The following is a 15,407-nucleotide window of genomic DNA, read 5'->3' on the forward strand; positions in this document are numbered from 1 at the left end:
GCAGCCCAACTTCAACCAACCCGAAAGGTCGCATGACGACCGGACCAGAAACGGGGTGAAGTCCCCCCCCATCATGCACTAAGACTGAAACCGGACCACCCGATGGGGGCAGGCCAGTGTGAGGAGCTTTGTTCCACCTTACCCTTTACGCACGTTAGGCGACCACGGCGCACTGCTCAGCTCTCAGCCCCCCCCGAGCCGCTACAAAAGCCACAATTCCTAGATTTCTTAAGAGCCTAGGCATCTGAGAAATCAGGACCGAAGTACATATCACGTAGGCGAGTTACCTGGTCGTTTGCAGCTAGGACAGATAATCCAGTGTTCGATACATACGCTACAAAACCCGAAAAGAACTGATAGCCATGTTGCGACGAAGTCGGCAGCAACTCGAAGATCAAAAGAATACTGAGGGCCGCCCTGCAAACCTCGGCACAGCCATCAAGACGCGAAGTCGCCACCTAAGCTCCTCGGGTCCATGCACCACGCGCACGCTCCTGACGCCGCTCCTGTGGGCGTGGACTGCCCTTCGAAGGACTTTCTCCTTGTTGCGCGTGTCCGTGAAAACGCTACTCGCGTTGCTTCTGGTGATGTCCCTTCTCTTCAACGTAGCCACGATCACGATGACCGGGGTTTACACTGCGGTATCCGGCGCCCTCTCCGCAGTTGGCGTCAGTACCGTGATGTCCCGGCAATCAGCTGTCCTAGCGCGACAATCAGCTGTGCTGGCCCGACAATCTGCTGCGGCCACGGCATCGCTAGCAAGGGCGAACAAGATTGCTGAGAAAGCAGAAGAATTTAGTAAGAAAACAAAGGCGATAACCAAATCAACGACCGATCGAGTTAAACGCAGGGTTGTGAGAGGTGCGGCGCGTAGTACCTCTTCCGTTTTCGGAGAGGCCATCCCGGTCTTGGGAACAGCCGTAATTGTTGGCGTGCTCGCTCTCGAGATTAAGGACGCTTGCGATACGGCCCAAGACATGGCTGGCCTCGAGGCAGCTCTTGATGCAGAAAATGATCCGGAGGCGGCACGCCAGCGAGCTGTAGACACATTTAGCTGCACCGACCTCATCCCAGACGCGGACACCCTGCCCTCAGGAATGGATGTCTGGAAAGGCATGATTGAAGCTCCCGGAAAGGCATGGGACGCCGCAGCAGAGTTCGTTGTTGGCCTGCCCGACATTGATAGGTCAGGGAATGCCAATAAGATCATTGGATGGATCGGGGGGCTTATGACCGACGTGAAGGACCTTTTCGGTGAAGGCAGCAACGTCGAATAGCAAGGTTTTCCATACGTGGCTCGCGGACTGCTACTGGCAGATAGCAACGACCTGCTGCCAGCGGAGGGTCAGAAAAGGCCTGCGCCTCCCTACACTTTCGCCACGCAATGCGGCCGTCCCGCCACACTGGGTTCACTGAAGTTCCTAGGGGCCCTTTAGAGGCAAAGTTTGCTGCGAAAGCGAACGCCCGCGGTCGTTGGTAAGCTCGCGGGATCTTTGCATGAGAAAAAAGCGTACCGTAACGCCGAAAGGGGCCCAAGAGGGGGACCGAAGTCAGCCCCCACGGGTCAATAAATTGATAAATATGGATTATTTTCGTCCTGATGGTGCGGTCGAGAAGACTCGAACTTCCACGGGAGTTACCCCACAGCGACCTCAACGCTGCGCGTCTACCAATTCCGCCACGACCGCACGTGATCAGGTAGGCTCGGCGCTTCTAGCGAAGCCGCGCGGGGATGAAAAGGGGTTTTTTCGGCTTTCGTAAAGCTTCTGTCGCAAATCGCGCGGACGAGCGCCCGGGGAGTGCTCCGGGCGCCCACGTCAACCCTGGTTTGCAAAGGTCACTGGCTGATCTGGAAGCTCGGCATCGCCGTCGAGGAGGCCGCCTGCGGCTGTATCGCCCGCGGCGCGCTACCGGTTCCATTGAGTTCGGACGCCGCCGTGAGGATCAGCTCGTTGCGGCCCTCCTGCCCCGGCGCAAAGACCGGCGTGGTCCCGCGGGCGATCGCGTCTGCGCTGGACTGGTACCAGGCCAGCGAAAGGTCCGGGCGTTTCGACGCGCCGAATCCCTGCGAGAGGTGATGGCCGAGCAGCTCGCCATAGACCGGCTCGCCCAGCACGACGAGAATCAGCGCCGAGCCCAGGGCGACGTTCAGGTCATCGACCCGGTAGCCGTCGCCGAGGCAGATCTTCGCCGTCTGCACCATCTGGGCCGGCGACATTCCCGTCGAGAGCACGAATTGCGAGACCTGCTGGACGACCGCCTCCTTGTCGTTCACCGACATCGCGGCAACCTGGTCCTTCAAAAGCGGCGCGAGCTGCTTGCACTGTGCGGTGATCTCGGCCGCTGAGACGCCCTGCACCTTGCCGATCAATTGCTCGCTCTGGGCGATGGCATAGGTCCGCGCGAGGCAGAACTGTTCGTTCAGCGCAACCGCGGGATCAGACATGGAGGCGAGGGTCGCAAAGCCGCCGTTGGCGTTGGTCATCAGGTTGACCGCGTTGCAATGCGAGGCGAGCGAGGCCTCGCTGGCTTCGCCGAGGAAGCTGGGCATCTTCGGCCCCTCGTCCACGGCCACTTCCGTCACCGGCGCAGCGGGCTCCGCGGCAACCGGTACTGGCGCCGGCGCAGCAGGTTGCGCGACGGCGGGGTTCACGACGACGGTGGTGGTTGCCGGCGGCACGACGCCCGCCATGGCCCCGCCCGCCAATTGGTCGCGATAGGTGATCAGCAGCCCCTTGGGCCCCATCGGGTTCGCCGCGATGAGCTGGTTCGTCGTCGGCCCGCCGGCGAGCGCACGGTTGTGCGAGGTCAGCAGGAAGTCCTTCTCGTACTGGGTTAGCTGGCCCGTCGCCGGGTAGCCCATGTGCGCCTGATAGCTGGAGATTGCCGCACGAGAATTGCGCCCGAGCACGCCGTCGGCGCCACCGGCATTGAACGCGAAATAGTTGAGCGCGTGCTGAACCGAACGGTTCTCGGCCCGTTGCGCCGAGGAAATGCCGGAACTGTAGGTCTTCTTGGAAGGCGCCGCCTGGCGGTAGACGGTGGTGGTCCGGCGCTGCTGGTCGCGGGCGATGGCGTTGCCGATGATGCCGCCGACGATCGCGCCGGCGATGGCGTCCCCCGCATCCGCGGCCGCCCGGTGGGCCGGGCCGATGGCGAGAGTTCCTGCAAGCAAGGTCGAGACGAGGATGCGTCCTTTCATGTCAATCTCCTGATATATTCACGGTCGAAAAAGAGGATTGGGCCATGGCGGCCCCAATAACGTTTGTCTAATGGTCATGGCCGACACCGATTCGAGTCAAGCTTGGGGGCCAGCATGGTTGAGTGGATCACGTCCGACGGGCTCGTCCCCTACGAGACGGCCGTCGCCGAAATGGAGCGCCGCGTGGCGGAAATAACCGCCGGCACCGCCGACGAGGCGGTCTGGCTGCTCGAGCACCCGCCACTCTACACCGCCGGCACGTCGGCCCGGCCGGCCGACCTCAAGCAGCCAGGCCGATTTCCCGTCTACGAGAGCAAGCGAGGCGGCCAGTATACGTATCACGGGCCCGGACAGCGGGTCATCTACGTGATGCTCGATCTCAACCGGCGCGGGCGGGACGTGCGCGCCTTTGTCGAGCATCTCGAGACCTGGGTCATCGATACCCTCGACACGTTCAACGTGAAGGGCGAGATCCGTCCCGGCCGCGTTGGCGTCTGGGTCGCGCGGCCCGAGAAGGCCCCCCTGCCCGACGGCACACCCCGGGAGGACAAGATCGCCGCCATTGGCATCCGGCTCCGGAAATGGGTGAGCTTTCACGGGATCTCGATCAACGTGGAGCCGGACCTCGGCCATTTCGACGGAATCGTGCCCTGCGGCATCTCCGGCCATGGCGTCACCAGTCTTGTCGACCTCGGCCTGCCGGTGACGATGAACGACCTCGACGTCGCGCTGCGCAGCACCTTCGAGCTCGTTTTCCCTGAACTGAACCAAGGCGTCTCGGACCGAGGATCGCGGAGCAGAGGCACCAGCAGTTAGTCCGGAACGCCACCGAAGCCTTCCCAGAACTGGACCATGTGGTTGCGATGGGGAAACGGCTCATCCGGCACCGGAACCTCGAGAAACCGACAGAGCGGCTCCCAGCCCTCGGCAACGTCGAAAACGAGAAGCTGATCTGCCGGGACCTCGTCGCGCACCTGCTCTGTGTTGAGCCGGAAAGCTTTCAACGTGGTGTCCGGATTGGCGTAGTCACCGCCGAAGATCCGCATACCGACGATCTCGTGCGCGGCGTCCAGCATATCGCGACCATGACCCGATATATCGAGTTGCTTGTACAGACCGAGCATTCGCCCGATGGTCTCGGCAAAACTGGCAACCCATTTCTCCTCCGGGCGGACGCTGTGCACCACCTTCGCATCGGGGTTGAGCGCGCGAAGCTCCCGCCAGACCGCGGCGCCGGGCCAGTCCACCTGTGCCCGATACCCCTCGAATGCGGCTTCGAGATCCATGTCGCGGCCTGCCGCCAGATCCTGCCTGTGCGAGACCTGTTCGGGATTGGCAAAGACTTCCGCCATGTGGTGACAGGGACCGAAGCCGAGACGTTCGAGCCCGTCCTTCTGCGACCTCGTGCCGGTTCGCCCAAAGCCCGACCCAATAACGGAAAGCTCCATGCCACTGTCTCCTCAAGAAAAATTCTATCACTGTAGATAGTGGCGACGCGGGACCGGACCCTCGCCGCACCCAATCCAGGAAGCGTGCGCCACGAGTTCCCCCACGGCAACGATTCGTTCGCCCGGTCCTTCGACCGCATGGAACGAGATTGACGCGGTGCGATTCGGTGCCCCGATTCCGCGACCGGCTTGTGCCGCCCATACTTGAACCGCGTCACGACCCGGCTGACCGGGTGGCGCAGGTCCCGGCGCGCCGCGGCAATTTGCATTCCGCAAACTGCATATAGGCCATGTTGTGAGCGCATTGCTTGTTGCTGACGGTCCCCTTACGCCCTAATGTGAGCGTCGGACGCGGGGGGCGCCGATCCAACGATGCTGCCCCCGAAAAACAGGACACACTTCATCCGGAGGGAATGCATGGCCGATGCAGCCATTCACGGGCATGACCATGAGGACAATCGGGGCTTCTTTACCCGTTGGTTCATGTCCACCAACCACAAGGACATCGGGATTCTCTACCTGGTGACCGCGGCCGCCATGGGCTTCATTGCGGTCTTCTTCACCGTTCTGATGCGCATCGAACTGATGACGCCCGGCGTGCAGCACATGTGCATGGAGGGCTTCCGGCTCTTCGCCAGCTCGACTGATGGCTGTACACCCAACGGCCATATCTGGAACGTGCTGATCACGGCCCACGGCATCCTTATGATGTTCTTCGTGGTGATTCCGGCGCTCTTCGGGGGGTTCGGCAACTACTTCATGCCGCTGCAGATCGGCGCGCCGGACATGGCGTTCCCGCGGCTGAACAACCTCAGCTTCTGGATGTACTTTGCCGGCTGCTGCCTCGCAGTGGCCTCGGTGCTCAGCCCGGGCGGCAACGGCCAGCTGGGTTCGGGCGTGGGCTGGGTGCTCTACCCGCCGCTCTCGACCAATGAAGGCGGCTACTCGATGGACTTGGCGATTTTTGCCGTCCACGTCTCCGGCGCCTCGTCGATCCTCGGCGCGATCAACATGATCACGACCTTCCTGAACATGCGCGCCCCGGGCATGACCCTGCACAAGGTGCCGCTCTTCGCCTGGTCGATCTTCGTCACCGCCTGGCTGATCCTGCTGTCGCTACCCGTTCTGGCCGGCGCCATCACCATGCTGCTGACCGACCGCAATTTCGGCACCACCTTCTTCGATCCGTCTGGCGGCGGCGATCCGATCCTCTACCAGCACATCCTGTGGTTCTTCGGCCACCCGGAAGTGTACATCGTGATCGTTCCCGGCTTCGGCATCGCATCCCACGTTATCGCCACCTTCTCGCGCAAGGCGATCTTCGGCTACCTGCCGATGGTCTACGCGATGGTTGCGATCGGCGTGCTCGGCTTCGTCGTCTGGGCGCACCACATGTACACCGTGGGCATGTCGCTCAGCCAGCAGAGCTACTTCATGCTCGCCACGATGGTGATCGCGGTGCCGACAGGCATCAAGATCTTCAGCTGGATCGCGACGATGTGGGGCGGTTCGGTGGAGTTCAAGACTCCGATGCTCTTCGCCATGGGCTTCCTGCTGCTCTTCACCGTCGGCGGCGTGACCGGCATCGTGCTCAGCCAGGCCGGCGTGGACCGCGCCTATCACGACACCTACTACGTCGTGGCGCACTTCCACTACACCATGTCGATGGGCGCGGCCTTCACCATCTTCGCGGGGGTCTACTTCTACTTCTCGAAGATGACGGGCAAGCAGTACAACGAGACGCTCGGCAAGGTGCATTTCTGGCTGTTCTTCATCAGCGTGAACCTGACCTTCTTCCCGCAGCACTTCCTGGGCCGTCAGGGCATGCCGCGCCGTTACATCGACTATCCGGAGGCCTTCGCCACCTGGAACTACGTTTCGTCGATCGGCGCGCTGCTGGGCTTCGCCTCCTTCCTGCTGTTCTTCTACATCATCTTCTCGGCGCTGCGTTCCGGCGCCAAGGAGACGCGGGCGAACCCGTGGAACGAGTGGGCCGACACGCTGGAGTGGACCCTACCGTCTCCGCCGCCGGAGCACACCTTCGAGACGCTCCCCAAGCAGAGCGACTGGGACAAGGGCCACGCGCACTGATCCCGCTTCCGGAGCGGCCAAGCCCGCATCGGTACCCGGACGACATCGACCTGCCGCGCACCGCGCGGCAGGTTTTTTCTTGTCTGAAGGTTGGCTGGAAGCCCGAGCGATCGACGTCGGGGAGCAGCGGGCCAGAGCTGCGGCATGGAATGCCGCTCGCGTCACTGCAACGGACAAAAGAAACACGGGCCGGCTGTGTTGGCCGGCCCGTTTTCGGGGGATCGCGTCGTCAGTGGCAGGCCGCTAGGCGCCCTGCGCCGCCTGCCCTTTCTCCAGTTCCAGCCGCTGGGCCGCCGCTCCCGGCTCGCCGCCGAGTGGCGCGAGCAGGCGATAGAAGACCGGCGTGAGGAACAGGGTGAAGACGGTGGCAAATCCGAGCCCGCCGACGATGACCCAGCCAACCGCCTCGCGCGCCTCCGCGCCCGCGCCGGAGGCCATCACCAACGGCAGGCCACCGACCACGGTGGACACCGCCGTCATCATCACCGGCCGCACCCGCAAGCGCACCGCGTCGCGGATCGCCGTGTCAATGTCGAGCCCGCGCTCCCGGAGCTGGTTGGCGAACTCGACGATCAGGATGCCGTTCTTGGCCATGATGCCGATCAGGATCACCAGGCCGATCTGGCTGTAGTAGTTGAGCGTGCCGCCCGTCAGCCAGATCGCCATCACAGCCGCGCCGAGCCCGAAGGGCACGGTCAGCATGATCACCACCGCCGAAGCGAAGCTCTCGAACTGCGCCGCCAGCACCAGCAGGACCACCAGCAGCGCCACGCCGAACACCAGCGCGGTGCCCGACTGGCTTTCTTCCAGCGTCGCCGCCTCGCCCATGAATATCAGGCGGACATCGTCCGACAGGATTTCCGCGGCCAGGTCCTCGGCCCGCGCCGCGGCTTCGCCGAGGCTCACGTCGGTGCCGAGGTTGGCCTCTCCCGGCACAGCGCGGGAGCGCTCCTCGCGCGACAGCCGGGAGGCGGTGGAGGAGGAGGTCAGCGTCACCACCGAGGAGAGCGGCACGAAGACGCCATCCCGGCTCAACGACCAGACATTCTCGATGTCGGACGGGTCCTGGATCGGCTTGCCGCCCGGCACCATCCGCACATCCGTCTCCTCGCCATTGACGAAGACCTCCGTCGCGACGACGCCCTGGGTCAGGGTGTTGATCGTGGTGGCGATGCTTTCCGGCGAAAGGCCTAGCTGGGTTGCCATCTCCCGGTCGATATCCACCGACAGGAGCGGTGTGGTCGTGTCGTAGGAAAGCCGCGGGTTGGCGAAGGTCGGGTCCTGCTCCATCGCCGCGATCAGTGAGTCGCCTTCCGCAGCCAGCGCGGTGTAATCCTTGCCCAGAAGCGCGAACTGAAGCCCGCGCCCGGCGCCCCGGATCCCGAGGCTGTTGGGCGACACCGCGAAGACGGAGATACCGGGCACGTTGCGCAGCTGGCGGTTCAATTCGCCAAGCAGTTCCTGGGCCGTCCGGTCGCGCGCTTCCCAATCCGCCAGTCGCACGATTACCGCCGCCCCGGAGGAACCGCCCCGGCCGATCAGCGACTGCACGGCGGCGATCTCGCCACTCTCCACGTATGGCTCGATCAGTTCTTCGATCTTGCTGACCTGTGCATCGGTGAAGCTCAGGCTCGCCCCGGACGGCGCCGAGCCGACGATGAAGAACGCGCCCCTGTCCTCGGACGGTGTGAGGGCCGACGAGAGGTTGGTGAAGGTCCCGCAGCCGACGATCGCAAAGGCGATGGCGACCCCGATCGCAATGGCCGGCGCGGCCAACGTGCCGTCCACGATCCGCAGGTAGAGCCCAGAGAGCCCGCGGCGGCTGCGCGCCTCTTCCTCGGCCTCGGTGACGTGCTCGTCTCCGCCCGGGTCCAGCTTCGAGGCCAGCATCGGGGCGAGCGTCAGGGCCACGACCGAGGACAGCATCACGCAGAAGGCCAGCACGAAGCCGAACTCGGCAAATATGCCACCCGCCTGTCCCGGCAGGAAGGAGATCGGCACGAAGACCGCGGCCAGCGTCGCCGTGGTGGAGACCACGGCAAAGAACACCTCGTTGGTGCCGGTCGCGGCGGAAACGCGCGCGCCCATGCCCTGGTGGCGGCGGCGCACGATGTTTTCGACCACGACGATAGCATCGTCGACCACCATGCCGGTGGCCAGCACCAGCGCCAGGAGCGTGATCGTGTTGATGGAGAAGCCCGCAAGCCAGATCGCCGCCACCGAGCCGAGCAGCGAGACCGGAATGGTCACCGCCGGGATCAGAACCGCCCGCCAGGACAGCAGGAAGGCAAAGATCACCGCAACGACGATCAGCACGGCCATGCCGATGGTCATCGACACTTCCTCGATCGATTTCTCGATGAAGACGCCGTCGTCCGACACCACGATCAGCCGCACGTCGTCCGGCAGATCGGATTCGAGTTCGGCCACGGCGGCACGGACGCCCTGCGAGATCGCAAGCGTGTTGCCGAGCGACTGGCGCACCACCGACATGCCGACCGAGCTCTGCCCGTCGACCCGGGAGAAGATCTCGCGTTCCTTGGCCGTGAGCTGAACCAGAGCGACATCGCCCACGCGGGTATGCGCATTGACCCGGAGATCGGCGATGGTCTCGGCGGTGATCTCGGGGTTCGCGCTGCGCAGAAGCACCGACTGGCTGCCCGAATCGAGGTCCCCCAACGCCGTATCGATCCGGAGCGTGGCGAGCGCCTCGCCGATGTCGTCGAGTTCGAGGCCGCGGCCCACGAGTGCTGTCAGGAAGACCTCGACGCGGAACTCGTTCTCCTGCCCGCCCATGATCTCGATCTCGGCTATGCCGTCGATCGAGGACAGCCGGTCGGTCACCAGCCCCTCGGCCAGTTCGGTCATCTCCGCCATCGGCGCTTCGCCGATCAGGGCGAGGCGGATGATCGGGTCGGAATCCGAATCGTTCTTGGCAATGGTGGGATCGTCGATGCCGTCAGGGAGCTGGCGTTCGGTCTGGCTGATGATCTCGCGCGCCTCGTTGGCGGCGGTGTCGACATCGGTGCCTTCATTGAGCTCCAGCGTCAGCCGGCTAATGCCGTAGCTGGAGTAGGAGGAGATCGATTTCAACCCGTCGAGCTGCGCCAGGGCGTCCTCTACGACCGACGTCACCTCGGAATCGACCGTCTCCGGCGCGGCGCCGTCCCAGTTGATGCGGACCGACACCACCGGCTGGTCGACATCGGGCATTTCGCGAATCTCGACGCTCGTCAGGGCGGCGAGACCGGCGATGGCGATCAGCAGGTTGAGCACGATGGCGAGGATGGGGCGCGACACGAAGAGATCGGCGAACCCGGAACGGATCAAACGGTGCGCCATCAGTTGGCGCTCCCCTCGGCGGAGGCGCCCGGCGCGGCCTCGGCGGAGGCGACCCTGGCCGGTCGCGGGCTTTCAGCGGCGGACGCCGCCCCTGCCTCGGCCTCGCCCGCGCTGCCCGCCGGCGCCTCGCGGCGCGGAGCTGCCATGTCCGCGGCGGTGCCGACCTCGGCCCCTTCACGCATCTTCTGGACGCCCTCCACCACGATCTGCTGTCCGGGCACAAGCTCGGCGTCGAGCCAGACCCGGTCCTCGCTCCGATGGCGAATGGCGACGCTCTGCGAACGCGCCACGCCGTTCTCGACCACCCAGACGGAGGCCCCGTCCCGGCCCCAGGTGATGGCATTTGCCGACACGCTCGGCAGCGGTTCGTTCTGGGTGTCGAGGATCACGTTGAAGATCATCCCCGGCAGCATGTAGCCGTCCGGGTTCTCGACCCGCGCGCGCACCTTGACGGTGCGGGTGGTGCTGTCGATCTGCCGGTCGAAGCCCTCGATCACGCCCTGGAACACCCGGCCGGGAAGCGATCCGGTGGTCAGGCGCACGGTCTGGCCGACCTCGACGATCCCCGCCGCACGGTCCGGCAAGCCGAACTCGATGCTCAGGACCGACTGGTCGGTGATGGTCACGATGGGCGTGCCGGCGGCGAGAAAGGCGCCGGGCTCGACATCGGTGAGGCCGAGCATTCCGGAGATCGGGGCACGAATCGTCTTTTGCTCGAGGTCATATTCTGCGCGGGCCAAGTTGGCCTCCGCGATCTCCACCTGCGTGCTGGCCTCGGTCTCGGCCACGGCCGAGACGACACCGCTGTTGGACTGGCGCAGCGTGGTGTAGCGCTCCAGTGTGGAGCGCGCCTCGGAGAGACTGGCCATCGCAGAGCGCAGGGCGATCTGCTCCACTCGGTCGTCGAGCGAGACCAGCGGATCACCGGCCGCAACCTCCTCGTTCGCCCCGAAATGGACCTGCCGCACCTGGCCGGAAACCTCGCTTTCGACCCGGACGTTCGCCTTGGCCTTCGCGGTGCCGACGGAGCGGAACGTATCGACGAAGGGCGACACCTCCACATCCGCAAGAGTCACCACGGTCGGACCGCCGCCGCCTCGCGGACCGCCGCCACCGGGCCGCGCGCCGGCAGCCTGCTGACTGCCCGCGCCCGCAACGCGTTCGGCGTCGGTCTCTCCGGGCATGCCAAAGGTGTAGATCCAGGCCGCAGCCACGATGGCTACTCCCAGCAAAAGGGAAAGAATCCGTTTCACGCGCCGTTCTCCGTGGATATCCGCCGGCAGAAAATCCTGCCGTCCTGTCGCCTCGCTTCCAGGTTCAACGAAGCACTACCGCGTTTCCGTCGTGGAGAATCGAATATTCGGTCGGTCTCGCGGATGCGTGATCCAACACGCGCACCGGGCTGCGAAATCAGCCGGTTCGGAAGGCAGCACAGCGGCCTGCCGCGCAGCCATTGTGCGTCGGTGTGCTCAGGAGTCCTGCGGTGGCGCTTCCTGAACCACGCCACCGTCCGGACGGATCGTCCAGAACGGATTGTGCGCCACCTCCCACGCGTGCCCGTCAGGATCCCGGAAGTAGCCGGAATAGCCCCCCAGAAAACCTCTTGTGGCTCCTTCAATATGTCGGCGCCGGCCGCCCGCAGCTTTTCAAAGATCGCATCGACCTCGGCGCGGCTGTTGGTGTTGTGCGCCAGCGTGACGCCGCGATAGGCGGGCAAGACACCGTCGAAGGGCAACGTGGCGTCCTCCGCCAGCGCCTCGAGCCCATAGAGCGAAAGCACGACCCCGCCGAGATCGTAAAAGACGATCTCGCGCTGATCGCTCATCGGCGTCCAGTCCAGCACACCGTTATAAAAGGCGCGCGCGGCATCGAGGTCCCGCACGCCCAGGCCGACCATCGTCATGTGCTGCTTCATCCCGCTCTCCCAACGCGCCAATTGCGGGCCAGCATGGACCCGGTTGTGCCCGGCGTCACTGGCAAAACTTTCGTCCGAGGCTTCCGGCCGCTTCCGCCACTCGATAAGATCGGCCGACCGGATCTTGGAAGCCTGACTTGCCTTACGAATGGATCACCCCGGACCCCGGCGATGCGACGTCGCCGCTGCACGAGGTTCACCTCTGGCCGCACCGCTCGCTGCCCAAGCGCGGGTTTGCAGGCTTTATCGGCGGAACTTTCGTTCTGTTGCTCTTGCCGCTCTACCCTGCGATCGGATCACCGGTGCTCTGGGGCCTGCTGCCGTTCCTGATGGGTACGCTCTGGCTGCTCTACTGGGCGATCCAGCGCAGCTATCGCGACGGCGACGTGCTGGAGGAGCTGCGGATCTGGAAAGACCGGGCAAGGCTGGAACGCCATGCGCGCCACCGGGCGACGCAGGACTGGGAGGCCAACCCGCACTGGGTCGAGGTCGTTCTGCATGCGACGGGCGGCCCGGTGCCGAACTACGTCACGCTGCGCGGTGCCGGGCGCGAGGTAGAGATCGGCGCCTTCCTCAGCGACGAAGAGCGCGTTGACCTCTACCACGATCTGTCGCGATACCTGCCCGCAAGGGGGGCGTGACATGGCGCAGGTTCCGGCGACACCCAAAACGCGGCGGCTGCTGCGGCGGCTGGCGGCCTCCACCCTTGGGCCACGCTGGACCTATGACCATTGTGTTCTTCAACCCTCCGAGCAGGAGGCACTGGAACGGCGCGTCAACGGCCGCCCCGGCCCGATCGAGCGGCCCACGGTCGTATTCCTCCTTCCCCTCGTCGGGCGCCACCATGTCGGCAACTGGCAAGAGGTGGAGGCGCGGCTCGCCGATACCGTGGCCAGCTTCCGTGGGCAGACATCGGATCGGTGGATGGCCGTGATCTGCGGGCAGGACCGTCCGGAGAGCATCGATTTCGACGGCCAGGTCCGCTTCCTGCCATTTACCCGCGTGGTCGAGGGCAACGACAAGTGGTCCAAGCTCGACATCCTGTGCCGCCATCTGCCCGAGCTTGGGATCAGCACCGGCTACGCGATGAGCTTCGATGCCGACGACTTGCTGAACCTTCGCGCAGTCGCCGAGATGGTCTCGCGGCGGGAGCCCAATGGGTACCTCGTGACGCGTGGGCTGATTTTCGATGCAAGGAGCCGGGAGGTTGGCCTCTGCGCGCCGCAGAGCCTGCTGCATCCCGGACGCAAGCCATTCTGGAAGATGTGCGGCAGCTGCGCGGCCTTCCGTTTCGACCTGAGCGTCGAGCCGCATCGCGACGCGGAGTTCCTCGCCGCGGCCACAGCGCACGAGCACCGCATGTTTCCCTATCTCGCCGCGCTGGCAGGCCGGAGACTGGCCCCGCTTCGGCAGGAAGCGGCGATGTATGTCGTCAACCACGGCGAGAATTTCGGCGTCCGCCGCGGCCGCGTGGGCTTCAAGACCCGCTACGTGACCCGCTTCAAGGTGACCGACGACGCCGCGCTGGCACGGATCGAGGCCGATTTCCCGATGGCCTGAGTCACCGGTCCCGGGATGCGAGACAAGCGATCAGCCCAGGCGGTTCTTCACCGCGGGCCCGACGGTGCCGAAGTCCATCTGGCCGTTGTAACGGGATTTGAGCGTTCCCATCACCTTGCCCATATCGCGGATCCCCTGCGCGCCGGTCTCGGCGATGGCCGCGTCGATCGCCTTCTCGACCTCTTCGTCGCTCAACTGCCGCGGCAGGAACTCCTCGAGGATCTCGATCTCCGCAAGTTCCTTCTCGGCCAACTCCAGCCGGCCGCCTTCCTCGTAGGCGCGGGCGCTTTCCTGGCGCTGCTTCACCATCTTGCCGAGAATCTGCAGCACGTCCGCATCGGTCGCGCCTTCTGTCGAACCCTCCCCGCGGGTCGCAATGTCCCGGTCCTTGATCGCGGCATTGATGAGCCGCAGAGTCGAAAGGCGGTCTGCCTGCTTGTTGCGCATGGCATCCTTAAGACCCGCGTTCACACGTTCTCTCAGCTGCGTCATCGATTTTCCCTTGGGTTCCCCAAAACTCGAACGGGCAATCTAGTGCTTGTGCCCGGGCCTGACAAGCTTGGCTTGACGCCCCCTCTCCTGCCCCATAGTTTGCCGCCGATTTGCCCGCAGGAGTTGACCGATGCCCCAGCCCACCCCCACCGCATGCCTCGCCCTCGCTGATGGCACGCTGTTCTACGGCACAGGTTTCGGCGCAACCGGTCAGACCGTGGCTGAGCTCTGCTTCAACACCGCCATGACGGGCTACCAGGAAATCATGACGGACCCGTCCTATGCGGGCCAGGTCGTCACCTTCACCTTCCCGCATGTCGGCAACGTGGGCGTGAACCCCGAGGATGACGAAACGGCCGAACCGGTCGCCGCCGGCATGGTCGTGAAGTGGGATCCGACCTCGCCGTCCAGCTGGCGTGCTGCCGAGCCTTTGAAGACCTGGCTGGAGCGGCGCGGCCGGATCGGCATTGGCGGCATCGACACCCGCCGGCTGACCCGGGCGATCCGGCGTCAGGGCGCACCGCATGTGGCCATCGCCCATGATCCGGAGGGCAAGTTCGACATCGAGGCGCTGATCGAGGCGGCACGGGGCTTCTCCGGCCTCGTCGGGCTGGACCTCGCCCGCGACGTGACCTGCGCGCAATCCTACCGCTGGGATGAGATGCGGTGGGCCTGGCCGGAGGGCTATACCCGTCAGGAATCCCCCAAGCACAAGGTCGTGGCGCTGGACTACGGCGCCAAACGCAACATCCTGCGCTGCCTCGCCTCCGCCGGCTGCGACGTGACCGTCCTGCCCGCGACCGCGACCGCCGAGGAAGTGCTGGCACACAGTCCCGACGGCGTGTTCCTTTCGAATGGCCCGGGCGATCCGGCCGCGACCGGCCAGTACGCCGTGCCGATGATCCGTGAGATCCTCGACAAGACCGAGCTGCCGCTCTTTGGGATCTGCCTCGGCCACCAGATGCTGGCGCTGGCGCTTGGCGCCAAGACGATCAAGATGAACCACGGCCATCACGGGGCCAACCACCCGGTGAAGGATCTCGAGACCGGCAAGGTCGAGATCACGTCTATGAACCACGGCTTCACGGTCGACAGCCAGACCCTGCCCAAGGGCGTGAAGGAAACCCATGTCTCGCTCTTCGACGGGTCCAACTGTGGTATCCGGATGTCCGACCGCCCGGTCTTCTCGGTGCAATATCACCCCGAGGCGAGCCCGGGTCCGCAGGACAGCTACTATCTGTTCGAGCGCTTTGCCGCGGCAATGGCAGCACGGGCGCAGTTCGCCTGACACTCTCACTCCGCCGGTTAACGCACTGTTAACCAAGGACTAGGCAATGTTGCCCCAAATTCCAGTGGG

The 15,407-nt window shown here is 64.7% G+C and carries 12 protein-coding genes and 1 tRNA gene; 6 read left to right on the forward strand and 7 right to left on the reverse strand.

Going from position 1 to position 15,407, the window contains the following annotated elements:
* The first annotated feature begins 542 nt into the window (after positions 1-542).
* Positions 543-1,277 (forward strand): hypothetical protein, encoded by a 735-nt coding sequence (locus ACFQ2S_RS22735; protein WP_386078446.1) that lies wholly within the window; start codon positions 543-545, stop codon positions 1,275-1,277.
* Between the two features lie 324 nt (positions 1,278-1,601).
* Here the strand turns inward: ACFQ2S_RS22735 and ACFQ2S_RS22740 are convergent.
* Positions 1,602-1,688: transfer RNA gene (locus tag ACFQ2S_RS22740), tRNA-Leu, on the reverse strand.
* Positions 1,689-1,837: 149 nt separating this feature from the next.
* Entirely contained in the window at positions 1,838-3,202 is a 1,365-nt protein-coding gene (locus ACFQ2S_RS22745) for a peptidoglycan-binding domain-containing protein (protein WP_386078447.1), read from the reverse strand.
* 102 nt (positions 3,203-3,304) lie between these two features.
* On the opposite strand from ACFQ2S_RS22745, the gene lipB reads away from it, so the two are divergent.
* Complete coding sequence (gene lipB, locus ACFQ2S_RS22750; protein WP_386078450.1) at positions 3,305-4,018, forward strand: lipoyl(octanoyl) transferase LipB; 714 nt, start codon at positions 3,305-3,307, stop codon at positions 4,016-4,018.
* Here lipB and ACFQ2S_RS22755 read toward each other — a convergent pair.
* On the reverse strand, positions 4,015-4,650 hold the full coding sequence (locus ACFQ2S_RS22755) for a sulfotransferase family protein (protein ID WP_386078453.1): 636 nt from the start codon (positions 4,648-4,650) through the stop codon (positions 4,015-4,017). The two genes, lipB and ACFQ2S_RS22755, sit on opposite strands and share 4 nt — an antisense overlap.
* A 417-nt stretch (positions 4,651-5,067) precedes the next feature.
* Here ACFQ2S_RS22755 and ctaD point away from each other — a divergent pair, with 417 nt between their 5' ends.
* The gene (gene ctaD, locus ACFQ2S_RS22760; RefSeq protein WP_386078456.1) at positions 5,068-6,741 is read left to right on the forward strand and encodes a cytochrome c oxidase subunit I; all 1,674 of its coding nucleotides are present in this window, start codon (positions 5,068-5,070) and stop codon (positions 6,739-6,741) included.
* Positions 6,742-6,984: 243 nt separating this feature from the next.
* Here the strand turns inward: ctaD and ACFQ2S_RS22765 are convergent, their stop codons facing one another.
* Genes ACFQ2S_RS22765 through ACFQ2S_RS22775 form a run of 3 tightly spaced genes read right to left on the reverse strand, consistent with a single transcriptional unit; the run spans position 6,985 to position 11,998 of the window.
* On the reverse strand, positions 6,985-10,083 hold the full coding sequence (locus ACFQ2S_RS22765) for an efflux RND transporter permease subunit (RefSeq protein WP_386078458.1): 3,099 nt from the start codon (positions 10,081-10,083) through the stop codon (positions 6,985-6,987).
* Positions 10,083-11,336: an efflux RND transporter periplasmic adaptor subunit gene (locus tag ACFQ2S_RS22770; protein WP_386078460.1), complete on the reverse strand. Its 1,254-nt coding sequence runs from the start codon at positions 11,334-11,336 to the stop codon at positions 10,083-10,085. The genes ACFQ2S_RS22765 and ACFQ2S_RS22770 overlap by 1 nt, the downstream gene beginning before the upstream one ends.
* Positions 11,333-11,998 carry a VOC family protein gene (locus ACFQ2S_RS22775; RefSeq protein WP_386078463.1) on the reverse strand — a complete coding sequence of 222 codons (666 nt, stop codon included), beginning with the start codon at positions 11,996-11,998 and terminating at the stop codon, positions 11,333-11,335. Before ACFQ2S_RS22775 ends, ACFQ2S_RS22770 begins: the two co-directional genes overlap by 4 nt.
* Before the next feature lie 137 nt (positions 11,999-12,135).
* Here ACFQ2S_RS22775 and ACFQ2S_RS22780 point away from each other — a divergent pair, with 137 nt between their 5' ends.
* Positions 12,136-12,639 (forward strand): DUF2244 domain-containing protein, encoded by a 504-nt coding sequence (locus ACFQ2S_RS22780; RefSeq protein WP_386078465.1) that lies wholly within the window; start codon positions 12,136-12,138, stop codon positions 12,637-12,639.
* A gap of 1 nt (position 12,640) precedes the next feature.
* Positions 12,641-13,558 (forward strand): hypothetical protein, encoded by a 918-nt coding sequence (locus ACFQ2S_RS22785; protein WP_386078468.1) that lies wholly within the window; start codon positions 12,641-12,643, stop codon positions 13,556-13,558.
* A 30-nt stretch (positions 13,559-13,588) separates the two neighbouring features.
* On the opposite strand, the gene ACFQ2S_RS22790 is transcribed toward ACFQ2S_RS22785, so the two are convergent.
* Complete coding sequence (locus ACFQ2S_RS22790) at positions 13,589-14,050, reverse strand: GatB/YqeY domain-containing protein (protein WP_386078470.1); 462 nt, start codon at positions 14,048-14,050, stop codon at positions 13,589-13,591.
* A 130-nt stretch (positions 14,051-14,180) separates the two neighbouring features.
* Between ACFQ2S_RS22790 and carA the strand changes: the two genes are divergently transcribed.
* Complete coding sequence (gene carA / locus ACFQ2S_RS22795) at positions 14,181-15,338, forward strand: glutamine-hydrolyzing carbamoyl-phosphate synthase small subunit (protein WP_386078472.1); 1,158 nt, start codon at positions 14,181-14,183, stop codon at positions 15,336-15,338.
* Positions 15,339-15,407: the final 69 nt, after the last annotated feature.

The sequence above is a fragment of the Tropicimonas aquimaris genome, from assembly GCF_042676185.1.
GTDB lineage: Bacteria > Pseudomonadota > Alphaproteobacteria > Rhodobacterales > Rhodobacteraceae > Tropicimonas > Tropicimonas aquimaris.

Excerpts from the sequence above, each read along its gene's own strand:
- ACFQ2S_RS22745 (WP_386078447.1), bottom strand. The coding sequence starts at position 3,202 with ATGAAAGGACGCATCCTCGTCTCGACCTTGCTTGCAGGAACTCTCGCC.
- ACFQ2S_RS22755 (WP_386078453.1), bottom strand. The coding sequence starts at position 4,650 with ATGGAGCTTTCCGTTATTGGGTCGGGCTTTGGGCGAACCGGCACGAGG.
- ctaD (WP_386078456.1), top strand. The coding sequence starts at position 5,068 with ATGGCCGATGCAGCCATTCACGGGCATGACCATGAGGACAATCGGGGC.
- ACFQ2S_RS22765 (WP_386078458.1), bottom strand. The coding sequence starts at position 10,083 with ATGGCGCACCGTTTGATCCGTTCCGGGTTCGCCGATCTCTTCGTGTCG.
- ACFQ2S_RS22775 (WP_386078463.1), bottom strand. The coding sequence starts at position 11,998 with ATGAAGCAGCACATGACGATGGTCGGCCTGGGCGTGCGGGACCTCGAT.
- ACFQ2S_RS22785 (WP_386078468.1), top strand. The coding sequence starts at position 12,641 with ATGGCGCAGGTTCCGGCGACACCCAAAACGCGGCGGCTGCTGCGGCGG.
- ACFQ2S_RS22790 (WP_386078470.1), bottom strand. The coding sequence starts at position 14,050 with ATGACGCAGCTGAGAGAACGTGTGAACGCGGGTCTTAAGGATGCCATG.
- carA (WP_386078472.1), top strand. The coding sequence starts at position 14,181 with ATGCCCCAGCCCACCCCCACCGCATGCCTCGCCCTCGCTGATGGCACG.